At 69.6% G+C, this 18,368-nt stretch carries 22 protein-coding genes; 13 read left to right on the top strand and 9 right to left on the bottom strand.

What is annotated here, in order from left to right:
- The 11 genes from ACTZQ5_RS12195 to fliS all read left to right on the top strand — a co-directional run.
- The coding region (locus ACTZQ5_RS12195) for a flagellar hook-length control protein FliK (protein ID WP_443585455.1) at window positions 1-614 on the top strand (614 nt) is incomplete at its 5' end.
- Window positions 615-642: 28 nt separating this feature from the next.
- On the top strand, window positions 643-1,266 hold the full coding sequence (locus ACTZQ5_RS12190) for a flagellar basal body-associated FliL family protein (protein WP_443585454.1): 624 nt from the start codon (window positions 643-645) through the stop codon (window positions 1,264-1,266).
- A 3-nt stretch (window positions 1,267-1,269) separates the two neighbouring features.
- Window positions 1,270-2,208 (top strand): flagellar motor switch protein FliM, encoded by a 939-nt coding sequence (locus ACTZQ5_RS12185; RefSeq protein WP_443585453.1) that lies wholly within the window; start codon window positions 1,270-1,272, stop codon window positions 2,206-2,208.
- Window positions 2,205-2,495 carry a flagellar motor switch protein FliN gene (gene fliN, locus ACTZQ5_RS12180; protein WP_443585452.1) on the top strand — a complete coding sequence of 97 codons (291 nt, stop codon included), beginning with the start codon at window positions 2,205-2,207 and terminating at the stop codon, window positions 2,493-2,495. The genes ACTZQ5_RS12185 and fliN overlap by 4 nt, the downstream gene beginning before the upstream one ends.
- A 4-nt stretch (window positions 2,496-2,499) precedes the next feature.
- Window positions 2,500-2,757 carry a flagellar biosynthetic protein FliO gene (locus tag ACTZQ5_RS12175; protein WP_443585451.1) on the top strand — a complete coding sequence of 86 codons (258 nt, stop codon included), beginning with the start codon at window positions 2,500-2,502 and terminating at the stop codon, window positions 2,755-2,757.
- Window positions 2,758-2,903: 146 nt separating this feature from the next.
- Window positions 2,904-3,722: a flagellar type III secretion system pore protein FliP gene (fliP, locus tag ACTZQ5_RS12170; protein ID WP_443585461.1), complete on the top strand. Its 819-nt coding sequence runs from the start codon at window positions 2,904-2,906 to the stop codon at window positions 3,720-3,722.
- Between the two features lie 107 nt (window positions 3,723-3,829).
- Complete coding sequence (gene fliQ / locus ACTZQ5_RS12165) at window positions 3,830-4,099, top strand: flagellar biosynthesis protein FliQ (protein ID WP_017980132.1); 270 nt, start codon at window positions 3,830-3,832, stop codon at window positions 4,097-4,099.
- A gap of 229 nt (window positions 4,100-4,328) precedes the next feature.
- A complete protein-coding gene (fliR, locus tag ACTZQ5_RS12160; RefSeq protein WP_443585450.1) occupies window positions 4,329-5,099 on the top strand; it encodes a flagellar biosynthetic protein FliR in 771 nt (256 codons plus the stop codon).
- Entirely contained in the window at window positions 5,099-6,238 is a 1,140-nt protein-coding gene (gene flhB / locus ACTZQ5_RS12155) for a flagellar type III secretion system protein FlhB (protein ID WP_443585449.1), read from the top strand. The genes fliR and flhB overlap by 1 nt, the downstream gene beginning before the upstream one ends.
- Window positions 6,239-6,289: 51 nt before the next feature.
- Window positions 6,290-7,789 (top strand): flagellar filament capping protein FliD, encoded by a 1,500-nt coding sequence (gene fliD / locus ACTZQ5_RS12150; protein ID WP_443585448.1) that lies wholly within the window; start codon window positions 6,290-6,292, stop codon window positions 7,787-7,789.
- A complete protein-coding gene (gene fliS, locus ACTZQ5_RS12145; RefSeq protein ID WP_443585447.1) occupies window positions 7,789-8,187 on the top strand; it encodes a flagellar export chaperone FliS in 399 nt (132 codons plus the stop codon). The genes fliD and fliS overlap by 1 nt, the downstream gene beginning before the upstream one ends.
- Window positions 8,188-8,328: 141 nt before the next feature.
- Here fliS and ACTZQ5_RS12140 read toward each other — a convergent pair whose 3' ends face one another.
- From ACTZQ5_RS12140 to argH, 5 genes are read right to left on the bottom strand one after another with little or no spacing between them, the layout of a single operon-like run.
- Entirely contained in the window at window positions 8,329-9,282 is a 954-nt protein-coding gene (locus tag ACTZQ5_RS12140; protein ID WP_443585446.1) for a zinc transporter ZntB, read from the bottom strand.
- Window positions 9,279-10,037, bottom strand: coding sequence for a precorrin-2 dehydrogenase/sirohydrochlorin ferrochelatase family protein (locus ACTZQ5_RS12135; protein WP_443585445.1), 759 nt, complete (start codon window positions 10,035-10,037; stop codon window positions 9,279-9,281). Before ACTZQ5_RS12135 ends, ACTZQ5_RS12140 begins: the two co-directional genes overlap by 4 nt.
- Window positions 10,034-11,314, bottom strand: a complete 1,281-nt coding sequence (gene lysA, locus ACTZQ5_RS12130; protein WP_443585444.1) for a diaminopimelate decarboxylase — start codon at window positions 11,312-11,314, stop codon at window positions 10,034-10,036. The genes ACTZQ5_RS12135 and lysA overlap by 4 nt, the downstream gene beginning before the upstream one ends.
- Before the next feature lie 7 nt (window positions 11,315-11,321).
- Window positions 11,322-11,561, bottom strand: a complete 240-nt coding sequence (locus tag ACTZQ5_RS12125; RefSeq protein WP_443585443.1) for a hypothetical protein — start codon at window positions 11,559-11,561, stop codon at window positions 11,322-11,324.
- Window positions 11,558-12,925: an argininosuccinate lyase gene (argH, locus tag ACTZQ5_RS12120; RefSeq protein WP_443585460.1), complete on the bottom strand. Its 1,368-nt coding sequence runs from the start codon at window positions 12,923-12,925 to the stop codon at window positions 11,558-11,560. The genes ACTZQ5_RS12125 and argH overlap by 4 nt, the downstream gene beginning before the upstream one ends.
- Before the next feature lie 16 nt (window positions 12,926-12,941).
- On the opposite strand from argH, the gene ACTZQ5_RS12115 reads away from it, so the two are divergent.
- Window positions 12,942-13,511: a TlpA family protein disulfide reductase gene (locus ACTZQ5_RS12115; RefSeq protein WP_443585442.1), complete on the top strand. Its 570-nt coding sequence runs from the start codon at window positions 12,942-12,944 to the stop codon at window positions 13,509-13,511.
- A 57-nt stretch (window positions 13,512-13,568) separates the two neighbouring features.
- On the opposite strand, the gene ACTZQ5_RS12110 is transcribed toward ACTZQ5_RS12115, so the two are convergent.
- Genes ACTZQ5_RS12110 through ACTZQ5_RS12100 form a run of 3 tightly spaced genes read right to left on the bottom strand, consistent with a single transcriptional unit; the run spans window position 13,569 to window position 16,215 of the window.
- Entirely contained in the window at window positions 13,569-14,366 is a 798-nt protein-coding gene (locus tag ACTZQ5_RS12110) for a DUF429 domain-containing protein (protein WP_443585441.1), read from the bottom strand.
- On the bottom strand, window positions 14,366-15,172 hold the full coding sequence (locus tag ACTZQ5_RS12105; RefSeq protein WP_443585440.1) for an IclR family transcriptional regulator: 807 nt from the start codon (window positions 15,170-15,172) through the stop codon (window positions 14,366-14,368). Before ACTZQ5_RS12105 ends, ACTZQ5_RS12110 begins: the two co-directional genes overlap by 1 nt.
- Window positions 15,173-15,201: 29 nt before the next feature.
- Window positions 15,202-16,215 carry a zinc-binding alcohol dehydrogenase family protein gene (locus ACTZQ5_RS12100; protein ID WP_443585439.1) on the bottom strand — a complete coding sequence of 338 codons (1,014 nt, stop codon included), beginning with the start codon at window positions 16,213-16,215 and terminating at the stop codon, window positions 15,202-15,204.
- Between the two features lie 92 nt (window positions 16,216-16,307).
- Here ACTZQ5_RS12100 and ACTZQ5_RS12095 point away from each other — a divergent pair, with 92 nt between their 5' ends.
- Window positions 16,308-16,646 carry an L-rhamnose mutarotase gene (locus ACTZQ5_RS12095; protein WP_443585438.1) on the top strand — a complete coding sequence of 113 codons (339 nt, stop codon included), beginning with the start codon at window positions 16,308-16,310 and terminating at the stop codon, window positions 16,644-16,646.
- A gap of 7 nt (window positions 16,647-16,653) precedes the next feature.
- Here ACTZQ5_RS12095 and ACTZQ5_RS12090 read toward each other — a convergent pair whose 3' ends face one another.
- Window positions 16,654-18,324 (bottom strand): alpha-L-fucosidase, encoded by a 1,671-nt coding sequence (locus tag ACTZQ5_RS12090; protein ID WP_443585437.1) that lies wholly within the window; start codon window positions 18,322-18,324, stop codon window positions 16,654-16,656.
- Window positions 18,325-18,368 lie beyond the last annotated feature (44 nt).

Genomic DNA, 18,368 nt, shown 5'->3' with positions numbered 1-18,368 from the left:
CCCCCGCCGCCTCCCCCCCCTCCCCCCCCCCCCCCCCCGCCGCGATCGCGGAACCCGCGCAGCCGGTGGTCGATATCCGGCAGCAGGCGTGGCCGACCGCGATGATCGATCATATCGAGCGGCTGCGCGATGCGGCGAACGCCAACGACACCCGCATCCGCCTGATCCCCGATGCGCTGGGGCCGATCGACGTCGCGGTGAAGACGGTCGGCGATGCGATCCACGTCCGCTTCGCCGCCCAGGATCCCGCCACGCGCGCGCTGATCGAGGATGCGCAGCCGAAGCTCGCCGCGATCGCCGAGGATCGCGGCCTGCGGATCGCGCAGACCGTGATCGAAGCCGCCCCCGCCGCGCCATCGCAGAACCAGACGCAGAACCAGCCGCAATCCGGCCAGTCGCAGGCGAACGGCCAGCAGCAGTCCGCGTCCAACGCCGGGCAGAACGGCGCCCCGGCCATGCAGGGTCAATCCACGCAGGGCCAGTCCGCGCAGGCCCAGTCCGGACAGCAGCAGCAGCCGCGCCAGCAACCCGCGCCGGCGCCGCGCCAGCCCGACCGGCCGGCACGCGCCCGCGCCGACACATCCGATGCCGCCAGCAACGGCCGCATCGCCTGACACCCCTTATCCTTGAGGACCGAACCCGATGAGCGACAAACCCGAAGACACCGCGCCCAAGAAGAAGGGCGGCAAGATGAAGATCATCGTCATGGCCCTGGGGCTGCTGGTGCTGGTCGGCGGCGGCGTGGGCGCCGGCGTCTACGCGGCGAGCAGCGGCCTGGTCGGCGGCGGCCACGGCGCCGCGGCCGAGGACCACGGCCCCAAGCTGGTGCCCAAGTCCGAACAGAAGCGCCCCGCCGCCGGCGGCGAGGGTGAAGGCGGCCATGGCGGCGGCGGCGAATCGTCGGGCAGCGGCGGCAAGCATCCGCCCTCGGGCGGCGACGGCGATCGTTATGCCTCCAATTACTACACGATGGACCCGCAGTTCACGTCCAACCTGCAGGAATCGGTGCACGTCATCCAGGTCGGCATCGCCATCTCCACCCCCTATGACGACACGGTCATCGAAAACCTGAAGACCAACGACATCGCCGTGCGCTCGGCGGTGCTGCTGACGCTGGGCGACACGCCGGAGGAGCAGGTGTTCACCTCCGCCGGCAAGGAGCAGATGCAGAAGCGGCTGGCCAAGGCGATCAACGCCGTTCTCGAACAAAAAGAGGGATTCGGCGGCGTCAGTAACGTCTACTTTACCAATTTCGTTGTTCAGTGAGGCATGGTTAACGCCGCAGCAACCACCGACCGACGGACGCGGGATCGCGCACCCGCCGCGCATGCGGCGGGGCTGGGCGCGACCAAGCTCAATCCGTTCGGCGACCTGCATACGCTGCAGCACCTGTCGGCGCGGCTCGCGCGATCCTTGCGCGGCGTGTTCGAGCCGCTGCTGCGGCGCGAGGTACGCACCTGGGCCGAACCGCTGGTCGTGCAGCGCTTCGGCGATTACCGTGCGGAGCGGGCCGACGGACTGACCGCCTGGCTGCCGCTGGTGATGGCGCCGCAGGGCGCGACCGGGCTGTGCGTGCTGGACGGCGTGTTCGTGCTCGAACTGCTCGACCTGTTCTTCGGCGGCACCGGCGCCGCGCCTGCGACGATCCCGGCCGAATTCTCTCCCGCTGCCGAGGCGATGGTGGCGAAGATCGGCACCACGATCGCCGCGCCGCTGCGCGCCGCCTGGGAGCCGCTCGCCCGGATCGACTTCACGCCGGCGCGGGTCGAGGTGAATGCGGCAATGCTCTCGGCCGATGCCGAGGACGCGATGATCGTCACCCGCTTCGGCCTGGCCGCGGGCGAGGACCGGCCGGTGTTCATCGACCTGCTCTACCCCGTCACCGCGCTGAAGCCGCATGCGCCGACGCTGACCGGCAAGGTGCTCGACAAGGCGGAGGCGGACCCCGCCTGGCGCAATTCGCTGACCCGTGCGGCGATGAACGTGCGCTTCCCGATCCGCTCGGTGCTCGCCGAGCCGGTGGTGCCGCTGTCGCTGCTGATGAACCTGAAAGCCGGCGACGTGATCCCGATCAGCTTCGGACCCGAGGTGCCGGTGATGGTCGGCCGCGACTGCCTGGGGCGCGGCACGGTCGGCACCTCCAACGGCCACGCCGCCGTCCGCCTCACCCATCTTGCCCGTATCGAACACGAAGGACCTGACGCATGAACGACATGACCGGCGGATTTCCGGTCGATGGAGGAGTGGCCGCCAATTTCCGGCTGCTCCAGGACGTCGACGTCAAGCTGACCGTCGAGATCGGCTCGACCCAGCTGACGCTGCGCGAACTGCTGGCGCTGGGCGAATCGAGCGTGATCGAGCTCGACCGGCAGGCGAACGAACTGCTCGACGTGTTCGTCAACGGCACGCTGATCGGCCGCGGCGAAGTGGTGACGGTCGGCGACCGCTTCGGCGTGCGGATGACCGAGCTGGTGTCGCCGGACAAGCGGGGCTGATCCGATGCTCTGGTCCTATATCCTGAAGCTCGTCATCCTGCTGCCGCTGGTCTGCGGCCTGATGATCGGCTGCCTCTACGCCTGGCGCAAGCTGGAGACGCGGATGCCCGGCGCCAAGCCGAGCAACCGGCTGATCGCGGTCAAGGAAACCATGATGATCTCGCCGGGCCTGCGCCTCGCGGTGCTCGATTTCGAGGGCAAGCGCCTGCTCGTCTCGGTCGGCCGCGGCGGCGTCGCCCTGATCGACAAGGTGGACCAGTGACCCCGACGATCACCCGCTTCGGCGCCGGCCCTTCGCTGTTCAAGGCAAGCCGCTCACCTCAAGCCCGCCGTCACGCCGGAACGCGCAACCAGCGGCCGGTGAGCGTGCGGACAGGTGGATCCCGGAACACGTCCGGGATGACGGGGATGCGGGAGGAGCGCCGCTCGTACAAATGGGTCTGGGCGATCCTCGCCATCGCGCTCGCGCTGCTCGTCGCGATGCCGGCCTTCGCGCAGGCCGCACCCGCCGCGCCGGCGCCCGGTGTCGGCGATGCGGTGGACCGCGCGCTCGGCCAGTTGAGTTCGGGCGCCGCCTCGGGTGGTACGCAGTCTGCGCCGCTGTCGCTGTCGCTCCAGGTCCTCATCATCATGGGCCTGCTGACGATCCTGCCGGGCATCCTGTTGATGATGACCAGCTTTACCCGGATCGTCATCGTGCTTGCGGTGCTGCGCCAGGCGCTGGGGCTGCAACAGACGCCGCCCAACCAGGTGCTGATCGGCCTCGCGCTGTTCCTGTCGCTGTTCATCATGGCGCCGACGATCAGCCAGATGAACAGCCAAGCGATCCAGCCCTATGCCGCGGGCCAGCTCGCCGGCACGCAGATGATCGAGCGCGCGGGCGCACCGCTGCACGCCTTCATGGTCAAGCAGACACGGATCAAGGACGTCACCATGTTCGCCGACATGGCAAAGTCCGGCCCCTATGCCTCGTCCAACGACATCCCCTTCGCGGTGCTGCTGCCCGCCTTCGTCACCTCGGAATTGAAGACGGCGTTCCAGATCGGCTTCCTGATGTTCCTGCCGTTCATCGTCATCGACCTCGTCGTCGCGACGGTGCTGATGGCGCTCGGCATGGCGATGCTGTCGCCGACGATCATCTCGCTGCCGTTCAAGCTGCTCTTGTTCGTGCTGGTCGACGGCTGGGCGCTGACCATGGGCAGCCTCGCCAATTCGTTCGCGACGTGAACCCCTCCTCCGTTCGTGCTGAGCCTGTCGAAGCACGGTGAGACTCAGGGCCTTCGACAGGCTCAGGCCAAACGGTGCGGGCTTGGCCACCGCTTCAGGATGTGACGATGGACGCCGATTATTTCCTCACCGTCGCCAACCAGACGATGTGGGTGCTCGCGCTCGCCAGCGCGCCGATCCTGATCCCGGCGCTGCTCGCCGGCCTGATCCTCGGCATGATCCAGGCGGCGACCTCGATCAACGAACAGACGCTGAGCTTCGTGCCGAAACTGCTGGTGGTGGCGTTCTCGATCATGATCTTCGGGAGCTTGATCCTGGGGCTGCTGAGCGATTTCACCGTCGGCATGTTCGAGCGCATTCCGGATCTGGTTAAGTGAGGCGCAGCGCCAGCGCGGCCACGTCCGCGCGGCCGGCGCCAGCCGGGGCGCAAGCCCGGCCGACCTCGGCATCGCCGAGGATCGACGACGCGGCTCTGCCGCGGCGCTGCCGCTCGCTGGGTGATGATCCCGCCGCGGCAAAGCCGCGTCGATCGGGTTCGGCGCTGCCGACCCGTCGGCCGGGCTTGCCTGCGTGGCGCGCGGCGCGCGCGCTCTCGCAGGCTGCGCCATGCTAGGATTCGGCTTAGCCATCGAACCCCAGCTCTGGGCGCTCATCTTCGTGATGATCCGCATCGGGGCGGCGTTCGTCGTCGCGCCGGTGTTCGGCGCGGTGTCGATTCCCCTGCCGGTGCGCGTCGGCCTGTCCGGCGCGATCGGCGTGTTCGTGCTGTCGGTCCACCCGGTCACGCCGCCGGCACAGATCTTCGCGGTCGCGACCTTCCTTGCCGTGTTCGCCGAGGCGCTGGTCGGTTCGGCGATCGGCTTCATCCTCCAGATCGGCTTTGCCGCGCCGGCGATCGCGTCCGAGATCATCGGCGGATCGATGGGGATCGGCTTCGCCTCGTCGATCGATCCGCAGAACGGCCGGTCGAGCCCGGCGCTCGGCCAGTTCTTCACGATCATGCTGACCCTGCTGTTCCTGTCGGTCGACGGCCACCTCGTGCTCGTCGAGCTCTTGGTGAAGAGCTATGAGACGATGCCGCCCGGCACCTGGATCGCGCCCGACCGGCTGAAGCAGATCGCCTTCTTCGGCGGCTACGCCTTTCTTGCCGGGCTGTTGCTGGCGCTGCCGGTCGGCTTCCTGCTGCTGTGCCTCAACCTCATCGTCGGCATGGTCAGCCGCGCCGCACCCGCGCTCAACCTGTTCTCGGTCGGCCTGCCCGCCAGCCTGGCGGTCGGCGTGATCGCGCTCGCCGTCGCCTTCCCGGCGATGGGCGACTATATGCTGGTCATCGTCCGCGAAGGGCTCGCCGCCACGCAGGGCCTGGTGGGCGGCTGATGAGCGAGGGTGGCGACAAGACAGAAGCCCCGACAGCCAAGCGCAAGCAAAAGGCTGCCGAAGACGGCAACATCCTCAAGTCCAAGGATTTCGCTACCGCGCTGGTGGTGATGGCGGGCGTCGCCTGGCTGATCTTCGCCGGCCCCTCGCTGATCGCCGCGTGCAAGGCGGTGATGGCGGCGAGCTTCCAGTTCGACCGTGCCGACGTCGAGGATTTCTCACCCTGGCGCCCGCTGCAACAGGCGGGGTGGAAGCTGCTGCCATCGCTCATCACCCTGTTCGCGGTGAGCGTGATCGCGACCATCGTCAGCTCGGCGGGCCTCGGTTCGCTGACCTGGAACAACAAGCTGATCGCCTTCAAGGGCAATCGCATCAACCCCGCCTCTGGCCTCAAGCGCATCCTGGGGCCGCAGGGCTGGATCGAGCTCGGCAAGTCGCTGCTCAAGGTGGTGCTGCTCGCCGTGATCGGCGGCTACATGCTGTGGAAGTCGAGCCGGGCGACGCTGGGCCTCTCCTCGTCCAGCCTGGGCGATGCGGTGGCGGAACTCGGCGGCACCTTCACCGGCATCATGATCGCGATGGCGGCGGGGCTGGTCGCGATCGCCCTGTTCGACGTGCCGATCCAGATCATCCAGCTGCTCGGCAAGCTGCGCATGACCAAGCAGGAGGTGCGCGACGAGCATAAGGAAACCGAAGGCTCGCCCGAGGCCAAGGGCCATCAGCGCAGCGTGCAGCGGGCGATGGCCAAGGGCGGCGTGCGCAAGGCGGTGGCGGAGGCGCATGTCGTGCTCACCAACCCGACGCATTTCGCGGTCGCGCTGCGCTACGATCGCGGCAAGGACCAGGTGCCGGTGGTGGTCGCCAAGGGCCGCGGTGCGACGGCGCTGGCGATCCGCGAGGTGGCGGGCGAGGCGCGCGTGCCGATCCTCGAATATCCGATGCTCGCCCGCGCGGTCTATTACACCAGCCGCGAAGGCCAGGAGGTGCGCGACGATCTGTATGTCGCCATCGCCACCGTGCTCGCCTTCGTCTTCAACCTCAACGCCGCGGCGGGCGGAACCGCGCAGCCGCCGATCGACGTGCCGGAGAGCGCCCGCTTCGACGAGCACGGCATCAAGATCGCGAAGAAAACGCCTTAAGGATTTCCGGCGGCGGCCGTTAACATTCATGAAGCGCGAGGCGAGCGAACCATGGTCACCACCACGTCAACGACGAGCACCCCTACCCCGACGCCGGCGACCACGGCGGCGAGCACCGCCAACGTCACCAAGTCCGCGGCGCAGAGCGTCCTCACCTCGCTGAGCACCGGGTCGGGCGTCGACACCGCGTCGCTGGTCACCAACCTCGTCACCGCGCAGTTCGCCGCCAAGAATGCCGCGCTCGCCGCCAAGACCAATGCGCTGACCGCGCAGATCTCCGCGACCTCGACGCTCAAGAACACGATCAGCCAGTTCTCCACCGCCCTCGGCACGCTGACCGGCGGCGGCACGCTGCAAACCCAGCCGGTGAGTTCGAACAGCGCGATCGTCTCCGCCTCCGCGATCAGCGGTGCGAAGGTCGGCCAGCTGTCCTCCAGCATCACCGTCAGCCAGCTTGCGACCGCGCAGGGCGCGCGCTCCGCCGCGATCGCCGACCGGACCGCATCGATCGCCACCGGCACGCTGACGCTGACGCTGGGCACCGCGACGTACAGCGGCGACGGCGCCACGATGACCGGCTTCACCGCCGGCAGCGGCACGCCCGTGTCGATCAACGTCACCGACGGCAGCCTGGACGGCATCGCCGCCGCGATCAACGCGGCGAAGAGCGGCGTCACCGCCACCGTCATCGCCGATCAGGACGGCAAGTCCGTGCTGTCGCTGAAGGGCACCACCGGCGCGGCGCAGGCCTTTACGTTGAAGGCGGACGATACGGGTAGCGCGCTCAACCAGTTCAACGTCGGCGTCAACGCCGGCACGCTGACCGGCACCGCCGGCAATGCCAAGCTGACCGTCGACGGCGTCAGCGTGCAGCGCAGCAGCAACACGATCAGCGACCTCGTCCCCGGCGTGAAGCTGCAACTCAACGCCGTGTCGGCGGCGCCGGTGTCGCTCGGCAGCACCCGGCCGACCAGCGCGCTGGCGCAGGCGGTGAGCGACTTCGTCGACACCTACAACCAGGTCTATGCGAGCGTGAAGAGCGAGACCGACCCGGTCGACGGCGACCTGAAGTCGGACACCGCGGCGCGCACGCTGATGCGTTCGCTGCAGGGGCTGACCACCAAGTCGATGGTGTCGAGCGCCACGCCCGGCGCGCCGACTACGCTGGCGCAGCTGGGCATCGCCACCAACCGCGACGGCACGCTGAAGGTGGATACGACCACGCTCAACCGGGTGCTCGCCGCCTATCCGGACGAGGTGGAGGCGATGTTCGCGCCGACCGCCAGCAACGCACTGGGGCTGCAAAGCTCGCTGTCCGGCATTTCGCTGGCCGCATCGAGCAGCGTCTACGGCCTTGGCGCTTCGGCCGCGACCTATACCGCGGCGCAGAAGGACCTGTCGAAGCAGCAGGACAGCATCACCTCGCAATCCGATGCGATGACTACCCGGCTGACGCAGCAATTCACCAGCATGAACAGCCGGGTCACCGCCTACAAGGCGACGCAGACCTTTCTCGAAAACCAGATCAAGGCGTGGAACAAGGATAGCTGATGGCCTACGCGACCGCGCTTTCCGGCGACCCCTACGCCACCTACCGCCAGATCGACGTCGTCGGCCGCACCGCCGAGGCGCAGGGCCCGGGCCTCGTGCAGCTGCTGTACGAGGAGCTGGTGTCGGCGCTTCGGGCCGCGGCCTGGGCGGTGGAGAACAACCAGCTGCGCACCAAGAGCGAGCGCGTGACGCGCGCCACCGCCATCCTGTTCGCGCTGGAATCCGGCCTCGATTTCGAGCGCGGCGGCGATGTGTCGGCGACGCTGGCGCGGCTCTACGCCGGCATCCGCCGTACCGTGGTGGATGCCTCCGTCGGCACCGACCCTGCGCCGTTCCGCGCGGCGGCGGCGAGCCTCAACGAGATCGCCGACGCCTGGCGCGCCGCGCGGGCGGGATGACGTTCAACTCCTCCCCGGCACGGGGAGGGGGACCGCTCGGCGCAGCCGAGTGGTGGTGGGGCAGACACGGGCGATCTCGCTGCTTGGCTGCCCCTCCGTCACGGCTGCGCCGCGCCACCTCCCCGTGCCGGGGAGGATTGTTTATTTCTGGAACCAGTGCTGCTGGACGAAATAGCCCAGCACCAGCACGGTGATCGCGCCGCACAGGCCCATGATCGCGTCGAACGCCCAGGGCTCCTGCGCGTAGGGGAGGTGCGCGACGTTCATGCCGTAGAGGCCGGTCAGGAAGGTCAGCGGCAGGAACACCATCGCGACGATGGAGATGATAAGCGAGCGGCTGTCGATCTGCTCGCTCCTGAGGTCGGTCAGCGCCTCGTGCATCAGCGAGGCACGCTCGCGGATCGATTCCACCTCCTCGGCCATGCGCGCGGCGCGATCGGCGGCGGCGGAAAGGTGGCGGCGATCGTCCTCCGCCAGCCATTCGCCGGGCAGCGCCGCTAGCTTCTCCAGCGCGGCGCGCTGGGGAGCGAGGAAGCGGCGATAGCCGATCGCGGCGACGCGCACCCGCGTGACGGTGCGGCGCAGGTCGAAGACGCGATTGGCGTCCAGCCGCTCCTCGCAATCGTCGAGCTCGTCGCCCAAGTCGGCGACATGCGGGTCGAGGTCGCTGGTGATCGCGGTGGCGAAGGCGGCGATGAGGTCGCCGGGGTCGACGATGCCGCCCTGCTCCACCTGCTTTTCGACCTCGGCGACGCCGAACAGGTCGCGCCGCGTCACCGAATAGACGCGGCCCTTGATCGCCCAGATCCGTACCGAGGCGAGCGGATCGCCCGATGCCATCTCCTGCGACGAGCGGCCGCGCAGGTTGACCAGCGCGCCATGTTCGAACGCCTCGCAGCGCGGCCGCGTCTCCATCGCGGTCAGCGCCTCGACGACATATTCATCGAGCCCGGCGGCGTCGCGCAGCCAGGCCTGGGCGCGATCCTCGTTGGTGCTGAGGTGGACCCAGACGAAATCGGCGGTGCAGGACAGGGCCTCCTTCACCGCGACGCGCTGCGCCTTGCCACCGGTGACGCGATAGCCGAAGCCGCTCATGCCATCTCCACTTCCACCGTCAGCCCGTCCGTTTCGCCCCCGCCCGGCCATGCCGCCCGCACCGCATCGGCGCGGGCGCGGTCGAGGATCGCCGTGGGAACGCCCGGATGATGCAGCACCCGATCGGCGTTGGCGAGCGCGCGCGCCTGCCGCAGCGTCAGTTCGTCCGGGTCGGCGGAGGTCAGCACGATCCGCACATGCCCGCCCACAGGCGATGCGTCGGCCGCCAGCCAGCGCGCGACGTCGGGGGCTTCGGCAAGCGGATCGAGCGGTCCGCCGGCGGCCAGTGCCGCGCCGATGGCGCGCCGCCGCGTGCCGCCATCGAGATAGCGCTGCCGCAACGTCCCGCGCGCGGCGTGCAATCCGTCCGCGAGCCGCCCCAGTCCGGTGGGCAGCAGCGCTTCCAGCCGCTGGCGTAGCGCCGCGGCGAGGCCGGCCGAAACCCCGCCGGTGCCGATCGCGACCAGCACCGGCGCGCGGTCGACGATCGCAGGCGTGGTGAAGTCGCAATGCTCGGGCCGGTCGACGGCGTTGACCAGCACGCCGCGCGCCTTGAGCCGGGCCACGGCCGCCAGCGCGTCGGCCTGATCCTCGAGGGCGACGATCGCGAGCGCGGCCGCGGCCTCCTCGCCGACGATCACGGCCCCTGCCCGTTCCAGCAGCCGCCGCTTGGCATCGGCCGCCTCGCCCTCCCCGAGCAGGATCACCGGGCGGCCCGCCAGCCGCACGAACAGCGGCAGGCTGTGGAGGGTCATCCCGCGGCCTTCGCCGGGGTCAGCCATTCCGGCACGCGTTCGGCGGCGAGGATCGTCTCGGCGGCGATCCGGTCGGCGACCACCGCATAGCGATCACCGTCGACCAGCACCTCCGGCACCAGGTCGCGGCTGTTGTAGGTGGAGGCCATGGTCGCGCCATAGGCGCCGGCGGTGCGGAACACGGCCAGATCGCCGCTTGCGACGCGATCGATCTCGCGCCCCATGGCAAAGGTGTCGCCGCTCTCGCACACCGGGCCGGCGATATTGGCGGTTATCCGCTCGCCGTTCGGCCGGACCGCGGCGAAGTCGTGCCACGCATCGTAGAGTGCGGGGCGGGCAAGGTCGTTCATCGCAGCATCGACGATGACATAGGGATTGGTGACGCCGGGCTTCACCCACACCACCTCGGTCAGCAGCACGCCCGCATTGCCGGCGATGACGCGGCCGGGTTCGAACATCAGATCGACGTCCCAGCCCTCCGTCACGCGCGCGACCATCGCGCCATATTCGGCCGGACTCGGCAGCGCGTCGCCCTGCTTGTAGGGGACGCCGAGGCCGCCGCCGAGGTCGACGCGGGTGATGGTGTGGCCGGCGCCGCGCAGCTCCTCGACCAGCCGGCCGACGCGGCGGTAGGCCTCCTCCAGCCGCGACAGGTCGGCAAGCTGGCTGCCGATGTGGCAGGCGACGCCGGTGAGGTCGAGGCCGTCGAGCGGCGCCAGGCGATCGAACATCGCCGGAGCCTGGTCGATCGGCACGCCGAACTTGTTCTCGGCGCGCCCCGTCGAGATCTTGGCGTGGGTGCCGGCGTCGACGTCCGGATTGACGCGCAGGGTGGCGCGGGCGCGCTTGCCCCTGGCATGGGCGATCTGGGCGAGGACGGCGCCCTCTTCCTCCAGTTCGAGGTTGAACTGGCCGATGCCTTCATCGACGCCGCGGGCGAGTTCGGCCCGCGTCTTGCCGACGCCCGAGAAGACGATATCGCGCGCCGGGATGCCGGCGGCGAGCGCCCGCGCCATCTCGCCGCCCGAGACGACGTCGGCGCCATAGCCTTCATCGGCGAGGACGCGCAGCACCGCGACGTTCGGATTGGCCTTGATCGCATAGGCGAGGTGGACGCGCGCGCCCAGCGCCTTCAGCCCGTCGCGGAACACCTGCGCATGGCGGCGGAAGGTGGCGGTGGAATAGACGTAGACGGGCGTGCCCACCTCTTCGGCGATGCGGGCCAGGGGCACGTCCTCGCAATGGAGGGCGCCGTCGCGGTAATCGAAATGGTTCATCGGGCGATCAATTCGGAGGAAGGTCGAACTCGTCGCTGCGGCGCTGATCCGAGTTGCGGAGCAGTTCGTCGCTGCGCTGCGGGCGCTGCTGCGTCGTCGGCGTGAGCAGCTGATTGGGCGTCGGCGTCGCGGTCGCGCCATAGGGCGCGGGCGGCAGCGATGCGCCGGGGGCCGGTTGCAGCTCCTTGGCGGCGCCGCAACCGGCGAGCGCCAGGGCCAGCGCCATCGGCGCAACGAAGCGTTTCATCGCAGGCTCTCCCGCGCGGCGCGGATCGCGGCGCGCACATTGGCGGGCGCGGTGCCGCCGAAGCTCGTCCGGCTGGCGACCGAGGCATCGACCGACAGCACGTCGTACAGGCTTTCGTTCACCCGCGCGTCGATCGCCTGAAATTCGGCATAGGGCAAAGCGTCGAGCTGCACGCCCAGTTCCTCGGCGCGCTTCACCGCGCGGCCGGTGACGTGATGCGCCTCGCGGAACGGCAGGCCCGCCTCGCGCACCAGCCAGTCGGCGAAATCGGTGGCGGTGGCAAAGCCGCTTTCGGCAAGGCCCCGCATCCGGTCGGTGCGGAAGGTGGCGCTTTCGACCATCCCCGTCATCGCCGCGATCGACAGGCCGAGCAGGTCGTGGCATTCGAATACCGGCGGCTTGTCGTCCTGCATGTCCTTGGAATAGGCGAGCGGCAGGCCCTTCATCGTCACCATCAGGCTGGTCATGCAGCCCATGATGCGCCCCGCATGGCCGCGCACCAGCTCGGCGGCGTCGGGATTGCGCTTCTGCGGCATGATCGAGCTGCCGGTCGACCATTGGTCGCTCAGGGCGACGAAGCCGAACGGCTGCGACGCCCAGAGCACGAATTCCTCGGCAAGGCGCGACAGGTGCAGCGCCGCCTGCGTTGCGGCGGTGAGGTAGTCGAGCGCGAAGTCGCGGTCGCTCACCCCGTCGAGGCTGTTGCGCGTCGGCCCGTCGAAGCCGAGCGCCGCCGCGGTCATCTGCCGGTCGAGCGGGAAGCTGGTGCCGGCGAGCGCCGCCGAACCCAGTGGGCACAGGTTGAGCCGCACCCGTGCGTCGCGGAAGCGCGACAGGTCGCGCGCCACCATCTCGACATAGGCCATCAGATGGTGGCCCAAAGTCACCGGCTGCGCCGATTGCAGATGGGTGAAGCCCGGCATCACCGCATCGGCATGCTCTTCGGCGCGGGTCAGCAGCGCCTCGGTCAGCCCGGTGAGCGCGGCGAGCACCTGGTCGATCGCATCGCGCACCCACAGGCGGAAATCGGTCGCCACCTGGTCGTTGCGGCTGCGCGCGGTGTGCAGGCGTCCCGCCACCGGGCCGATCGCGGCGGCGAGCTTTGCCTCGGTCAGCATGTGGATGTCTTCGAGGCTGAGATCCTCGGGCACGCCGTTTTCCGCGTAATCGGCGGCGACGGTGTCGAGCCCGGCACGAATCGCGGCGGCATCATCGGCAGAGACGATGCCCTGTTTGGCCAGCATCGCGACATGCGCCTGCGACCCGGCGATGTCCTGGCGCCACATCCGCTTGTCGAACGGGATCGAGGCGTTAATTTCGCGCATCACCGCAGCCGGGCCTTCGGCGAATCGGCCGCCCCACATCGAATTGGATCCGCTCATGGTTTCGCGCGTCGCGATCGTCTGTCTCCTGGCGCTGGCAGCTGCCGGCTGCGATAGGCAAAGCCAGTCCTCCGGGCAAGCCAACGTCGCCGCGCCCGCGCCCGACGAAGCGGCAGCCCCCGCCGCCAAGGCGCTGACCGGCCTCGATCGCAGCCACAAGGGCGAGGCGGCGCCCGCCACCGCCTTCAAGGGACCGGACGGCAAGCCGACGACGCTCGCCGCCTTCCGTGGGCGTCCGGTGCTGGTCAATCTATGGGCGACCTGGTGCGGCCCGTGCGTCGCCGAACTGCCGACGCTGGAGGCGCTGGCCCAGCGCGGCACGGTGCAGGTCGCCGCGATCAGCCAGGACACCAACGATGCGGCCAAGGTGCCCGCCTTCCTGAAGGCGCATGGCGCGCCGTCGCTGGTGCCGTACGTCGACGACCAGATGGCCTTGTCGCTCGGCTGGAATGCCAACCTGCCGACGACGATCCTGTTCGATGCGGCCGGCAACGAGGTGTGGCGCTGGAACGGCGGCAACGACTGGAACGGCGCGGCGGCGGCGAAGCTGATCGGTGAAGCCGGGTAACGGGCCGGTCGCGCCCACCCTCCCCCTTCCGCGGCGAAGGGTGAGGATGGCCGCTCGTCAGCCGCGCGGCACCCAGATCGCCGATTCGGCGTCGCCATGGGCGTCCGCCGCCCCGGCCAGCGCTTCCGTGCCGATCCAGGCGCAGACGATCGCATCGAGCATGTCCTCATGCGCCTTGCTCTCAATCCCGGTCGGGCGTTCGCCGAGCGGCGGCAGGCGATCGGCGACGCCGTGGAGGCGCGATGCCAGCAGGCCGGCGATCCGCCGCCATTCGGCCTGCAACAGCTGCTTGCGCGTCGCGAGCGGCTCGCCCGGCCAGTATTTCGCGCTGTTGCCCGCCTTGTAGGGCAGTCGCCGCGCCGCACCGGCCAGCACGACGAGGGCGGGATGCGGGTAGACCTCGATCAATCCGCCCGCGGCCGCGTCGTTGGTGCGCAGCGGATAGCCCGCCGCGGCGAAACCGGCGCACAGACGGTCGCTCAACGGCCCCGGTCGCAGCGCGCTCGGCGAATGGGTCGCGCAATGACGGCTGCCGAACGCGCGGGCGATGGCATTGTCCGACACTCGGCGGCCGGTGATCGGGCGATGCGACAGCGGCATGTCGATCGCGACCAGCGACACCGGGGCACCGGCCATGCGTTCGGCCGCGACCAGCAAGGCGCCGGCGTCGGGCAGCGATCCGGCCTGGCGGTCCGGCACCGCCTCGCCGTGGGCGAGCGCCAGGAAGTGACGATAGGAGGGCGCCACCGCGCGCAGCGTCCAGCCGCCCGCCTGCAGCACCGCCAGCGCGACGCCGCTGGGCTTCGTCGCGGTCCATGCCGCGTCGATCCCGAGCACCACGCTGGCAGGCGGCATCACGCGGGGTCGTGGCCGAGTTGCTGCCCGATCCGCGCCGTCGCCGCGGCGAGCAGCGTCCGCGCCTCGTCGATCCCGACCGCGTGCGAGGCGTCGATCAGTTCGAGGAACGGGATGGTCAGCGCCGCCATCAACTCGCCGCCAAAGCCATAGACGGGATAGCTGACGTCGGTGACACCCCGCGTCACCGGGCTTTCGCGCAATTCATACCCCTGGCCGCGCACCCGGTCGAGTTCGCGCGCCAACTTGGCACGGTCGATCGGCTCGCCCAGCATCGCCTCGGCCCGGTCGATCGTGCGCGCGGCGGCATCGGGTGCGGCAAAGGCGAGCAGCACCTTGCCCGAACAGCTGGCGACGATGTCGATCGACGCGCCGACGCGCAGTGCGAAACCGCGAGTGCCGGGATTTTCCTCGCGCGCGATGACGAGGCCCGCGCCACCCTGCACCACCACCAGATGGCACGACTGGCCGATCGCCAGCGCCAGCGCCTGCATCTCGGGCAGCGCCGCCGCGGTCAGCCGCCGGGCGGGCGTCGCGCGATAGGCGATATCGAGGAATTTGTAGGTGACGCGGTAGCGATCGTCGACCGGCGACTTTTCGAGGTAGCGCGCCTCCTCCATCACCACGACGATGCGGAACAATTCGCCGAGCGACCGGCCGAGCGCGGTCGCCATCTCGCTCACCAGCATGCCTTCCGGGCGGCTGGCGAGCAGTTCGATGATGAGGAACGCCTTGTCGAGGGCGGGTGCGGCATAGCTGCCCTTGCGCGCCCTCGTCGTGGCGGGTTGGCTGTCGGTGGTCGGCATCGTCACGCCATCATGCACCAGGTCGCCGGTCAGAGCGAGACTATCGCCTTGAGGACGCTGTCCGCTTCCTCGATCAGCGCCGGCATCCGTTGGGGCGCCTCGTCGATCGTCAGGCTGTGCGTCTGGATGCGGTCGGTGGGCACGGAACCGTCGCGGATACAGGCGATGACATGCGCGAAATCCGCCGCCAGCGCATTGCGGCTGGCGAGCAGCGTCGTCTCCCGCTTGTGGAATTCGGGATCGGGGAAGACGAGATCGTCCTTGCACACGCCGACCAGCACATAGCTGCCGCCGTGCGCGACATAGTCGAGGCCGGCGCGCATCGCGTGGATGTTGCCGGTCGCATCGAACACGCGGTCAAACATCTCGCCATCGGTCAGCGCGGCGAACGCGTCGGCCGCATCCGGCCCGGCGACCACGCCGTCCGCGAACCCCAGCCGGTCGCGCGCATAGGCGAGCCGCTGCGCGCGTGTATCGGCGAGCACCACCCGCTCGACGCCGGCGATCCGCGCGAACAGCGCCACCGCGATGCCGATCGGCCCCGCCCCGACCACCAGCACGCGCTCGCCGCCGGACAGCGCCGCGCGGCGGACCGCATGCGCGCCGATCGCGAGGAATTCCACCATCGCCGCCTGTTCGAGGCTGAGGCCGGCGGCATCGATCACCGCATCCTGCGGCACCGACAGCAGTTCGCACAGGCCGCCATCGGCATGGACGCCGAGCACGCTGATCGCGACGCAGCAATTGGGCTTGCCCTTGCGGCAGGCGATGCACGTGCCGCAGGCGAGATAGGGATTGACGGTCACCACCTGCCCGGGCGCCAGCGACGACCCGTCGGGCGCGGCGACCACCTCTCCGGCGAGTTCGTGGCCGATCAGCCGCGGATAGGCGAGGAAGGGGTGCTTGCCGGCGTAGATGTGGTTGTCCGTCCCGCAGATGCCGACGCGGCGCATCCGGATCAGCACCTCGTCCGCGCCACGCTCGGGCGCCGGGCGTTCCTCGACGCGCAGATCGAACGGTGCCGCGCATACCAGGGCCTTCATCGCATGTTCCTCCCACTTCATGCGATCACACTCTCATATATGCGAGTTGATGGGAAGCTGTTAGACAGCCGTGCCATCAAGGGAGGATTGCCATGACCCGCCGTCTGTGCTTCGCGCTCGATCTCGTCGACGATGCCGATCTGATCGCCGAATATGAGCGGGCGCATGCCGCCGGCGCAGTCTGGCCGGAGGTCACCGCCGGTATTTGCGCCAAGGGCTTCGAGGCGATGGAGATCTGGCGCACCGGCGACCGCCTGTTGATGATCGCCGAGGTTTCCGACGACTTCCCGCGCGCGATCGAGGGCGAGCTCGCCGAGGTCGATGCCCGGTGGGAGGTGGCGATGGGACGCTTTCAGAAAGCGCTGCCGCATGCCGCGCCGGGCGAAAAGTGGCTGCCGATGACGCGCATCTATTCGCTCGACGAGCAATAAGCGGCGATCAGTCCGCCACGCCCTCCCCCGCCAGCACCAGCGCCACCCCGGTGGCATGGCGCGCGCGGTCGGGCAGCGTCACCTCCAGCGCCGCGCCGGTGCGGCGGAACGGCAGCGGCGTGGAGTCGCCGGGCAATGTCACCCGCCGCACGGTGCCACGCAGCGTCGGATCGTCGCTGCCGAGCAACGGCATCCGGGCGACGCCATCGTCCGGCCAGCCCAGCAGCAGCGCGTGGAGGTTTCCGGCTTTGGTGACGTAGCGGACATCGCGGGCGCCATAGGGGGAGGTCGGCCCGCCTTCCGAGAAATTGCCCGCACCGCGCCGGGTCGGGCCTTCGCCGAAGCGCCGCCACGGCCGGCTGCCGTGGATCGCGGTGCCGAACCGCCCCATCCAGTCGGCGAGATCGGCGAGGATCCGCTCTTCCTTGTCGTCGATCGTGCCGTCGCCGCGCAGCGGCACCGACAGCATCAGGTTGCCGTTCTTCGCCGCCACGTCGCACAGGGTGTGGATCACCAGCGCCGCCGATTTGTACCCGCCGCGTTCGTAGAGGTCGCGGTCATAGTGCCAATTGCCGAGGCAGGTGTCGGTCTGCCACGGATAACGCTCGATATAGTCCTTGCCGCCGCGCTCGACGTCGTCGACGATTCCCATGCGCCGCTGCGGCGCGGTGCCCTTGGCGGTGACCACCGCCTCCAGCCGCCCGTCGTGCCAGCGCATCGACTGGTTGTAGAACCAGGCGGTGATATCGAGGCCGTATTGCTCCATCGGCAGATCGAAATCGTCGAAATAGATCATGTCGGGGCGATAGGTATCGAGCAGCTCGCGGCAGCGGGCAAACCAGTTCTGCGCATAGCCGGGGATCGCGGGAACGCCCTCGCTCCACAGGCCGTCGGTGGCGGCGTGCCAGCCGTTCGCCTCCGCAAGCGTGCGGATCCCGTCGGGCATCGGCATCAACCGGCCGGTGTAGAGCGCCTGCGGGTCGAGGCCTTGCCACCATTTGCCCGCCCCTTGCGCCGCGGTCAGCCGCCAGGCGTCGTACCGCTGCCCGGCGCGCGGCCCCTCGGGATCGTAGCCATAAGCGGGCTGGTTCCAGTGCCAGGCATGCGCCGAATGGTTCGACACGCCAAAGCGCAGGCCCCGCTCGCGCACCAGCTTCGCCCAGGTGCCGATGATGTCCTTCTTCGGCCCGACCCGCGTGGTGTTCCACGCGTGATGGCTGGAGGCATAGGTATCGAGATTGTCGTGGTGGTTGGCGAGCGCCATGAAATACCGCGCGCCGGCTTTCTGATAGAGGTCGAGCAGGTGGGCGGGGTCCCAGCGCTCCGCCTTCCACAGGTTCTGGATCTCCATGAAGCCGGTGTCGGCGGGATGGCCGTAATGCTGGAGGTGGTGTTTGTAGGCGCGGCTGCCCTGCAGGTACATGTCGCGCGCGTACCAGTCGCCCGCCTCCGGCACGCATTGCGCGGTCCAGTGCGCCCAGATGCCGAACTTGGCATCGCGGAACCAGTCGGGAGCGCTGTAGCCGGCGGTTAGCGACGCCCAATCCGGGGTGAAGCGCGCCGGCGGCGGCACCTTCACCGCGCGCCCCGCGCCCGGCTGCGTCGGCAGCGTCGCGACCGGCGCCAGCGCCGCCGCCGCCATGCTGCCGCCGAGCATCTCGCGTCTGGTCGTCGTCATGCCGTCCCCTCCCGTCTGCTATGTCTTGGCGTGTCCGGAGCGTG

Origin of the sequence: Sphingomonas cellulosilytica (assembly GCF_052321755.1) — a bacterium.
Taxonomy (GTDB): domain Bacteria; phylum Pseudomonadota; class Alphaproteobacteria; order Sphingomonadales; family Sphingomonadaceae; genus Sphingomonas.
This window is presented reverse-complemented; position numbering and strand designations above follow the sequence as displayed.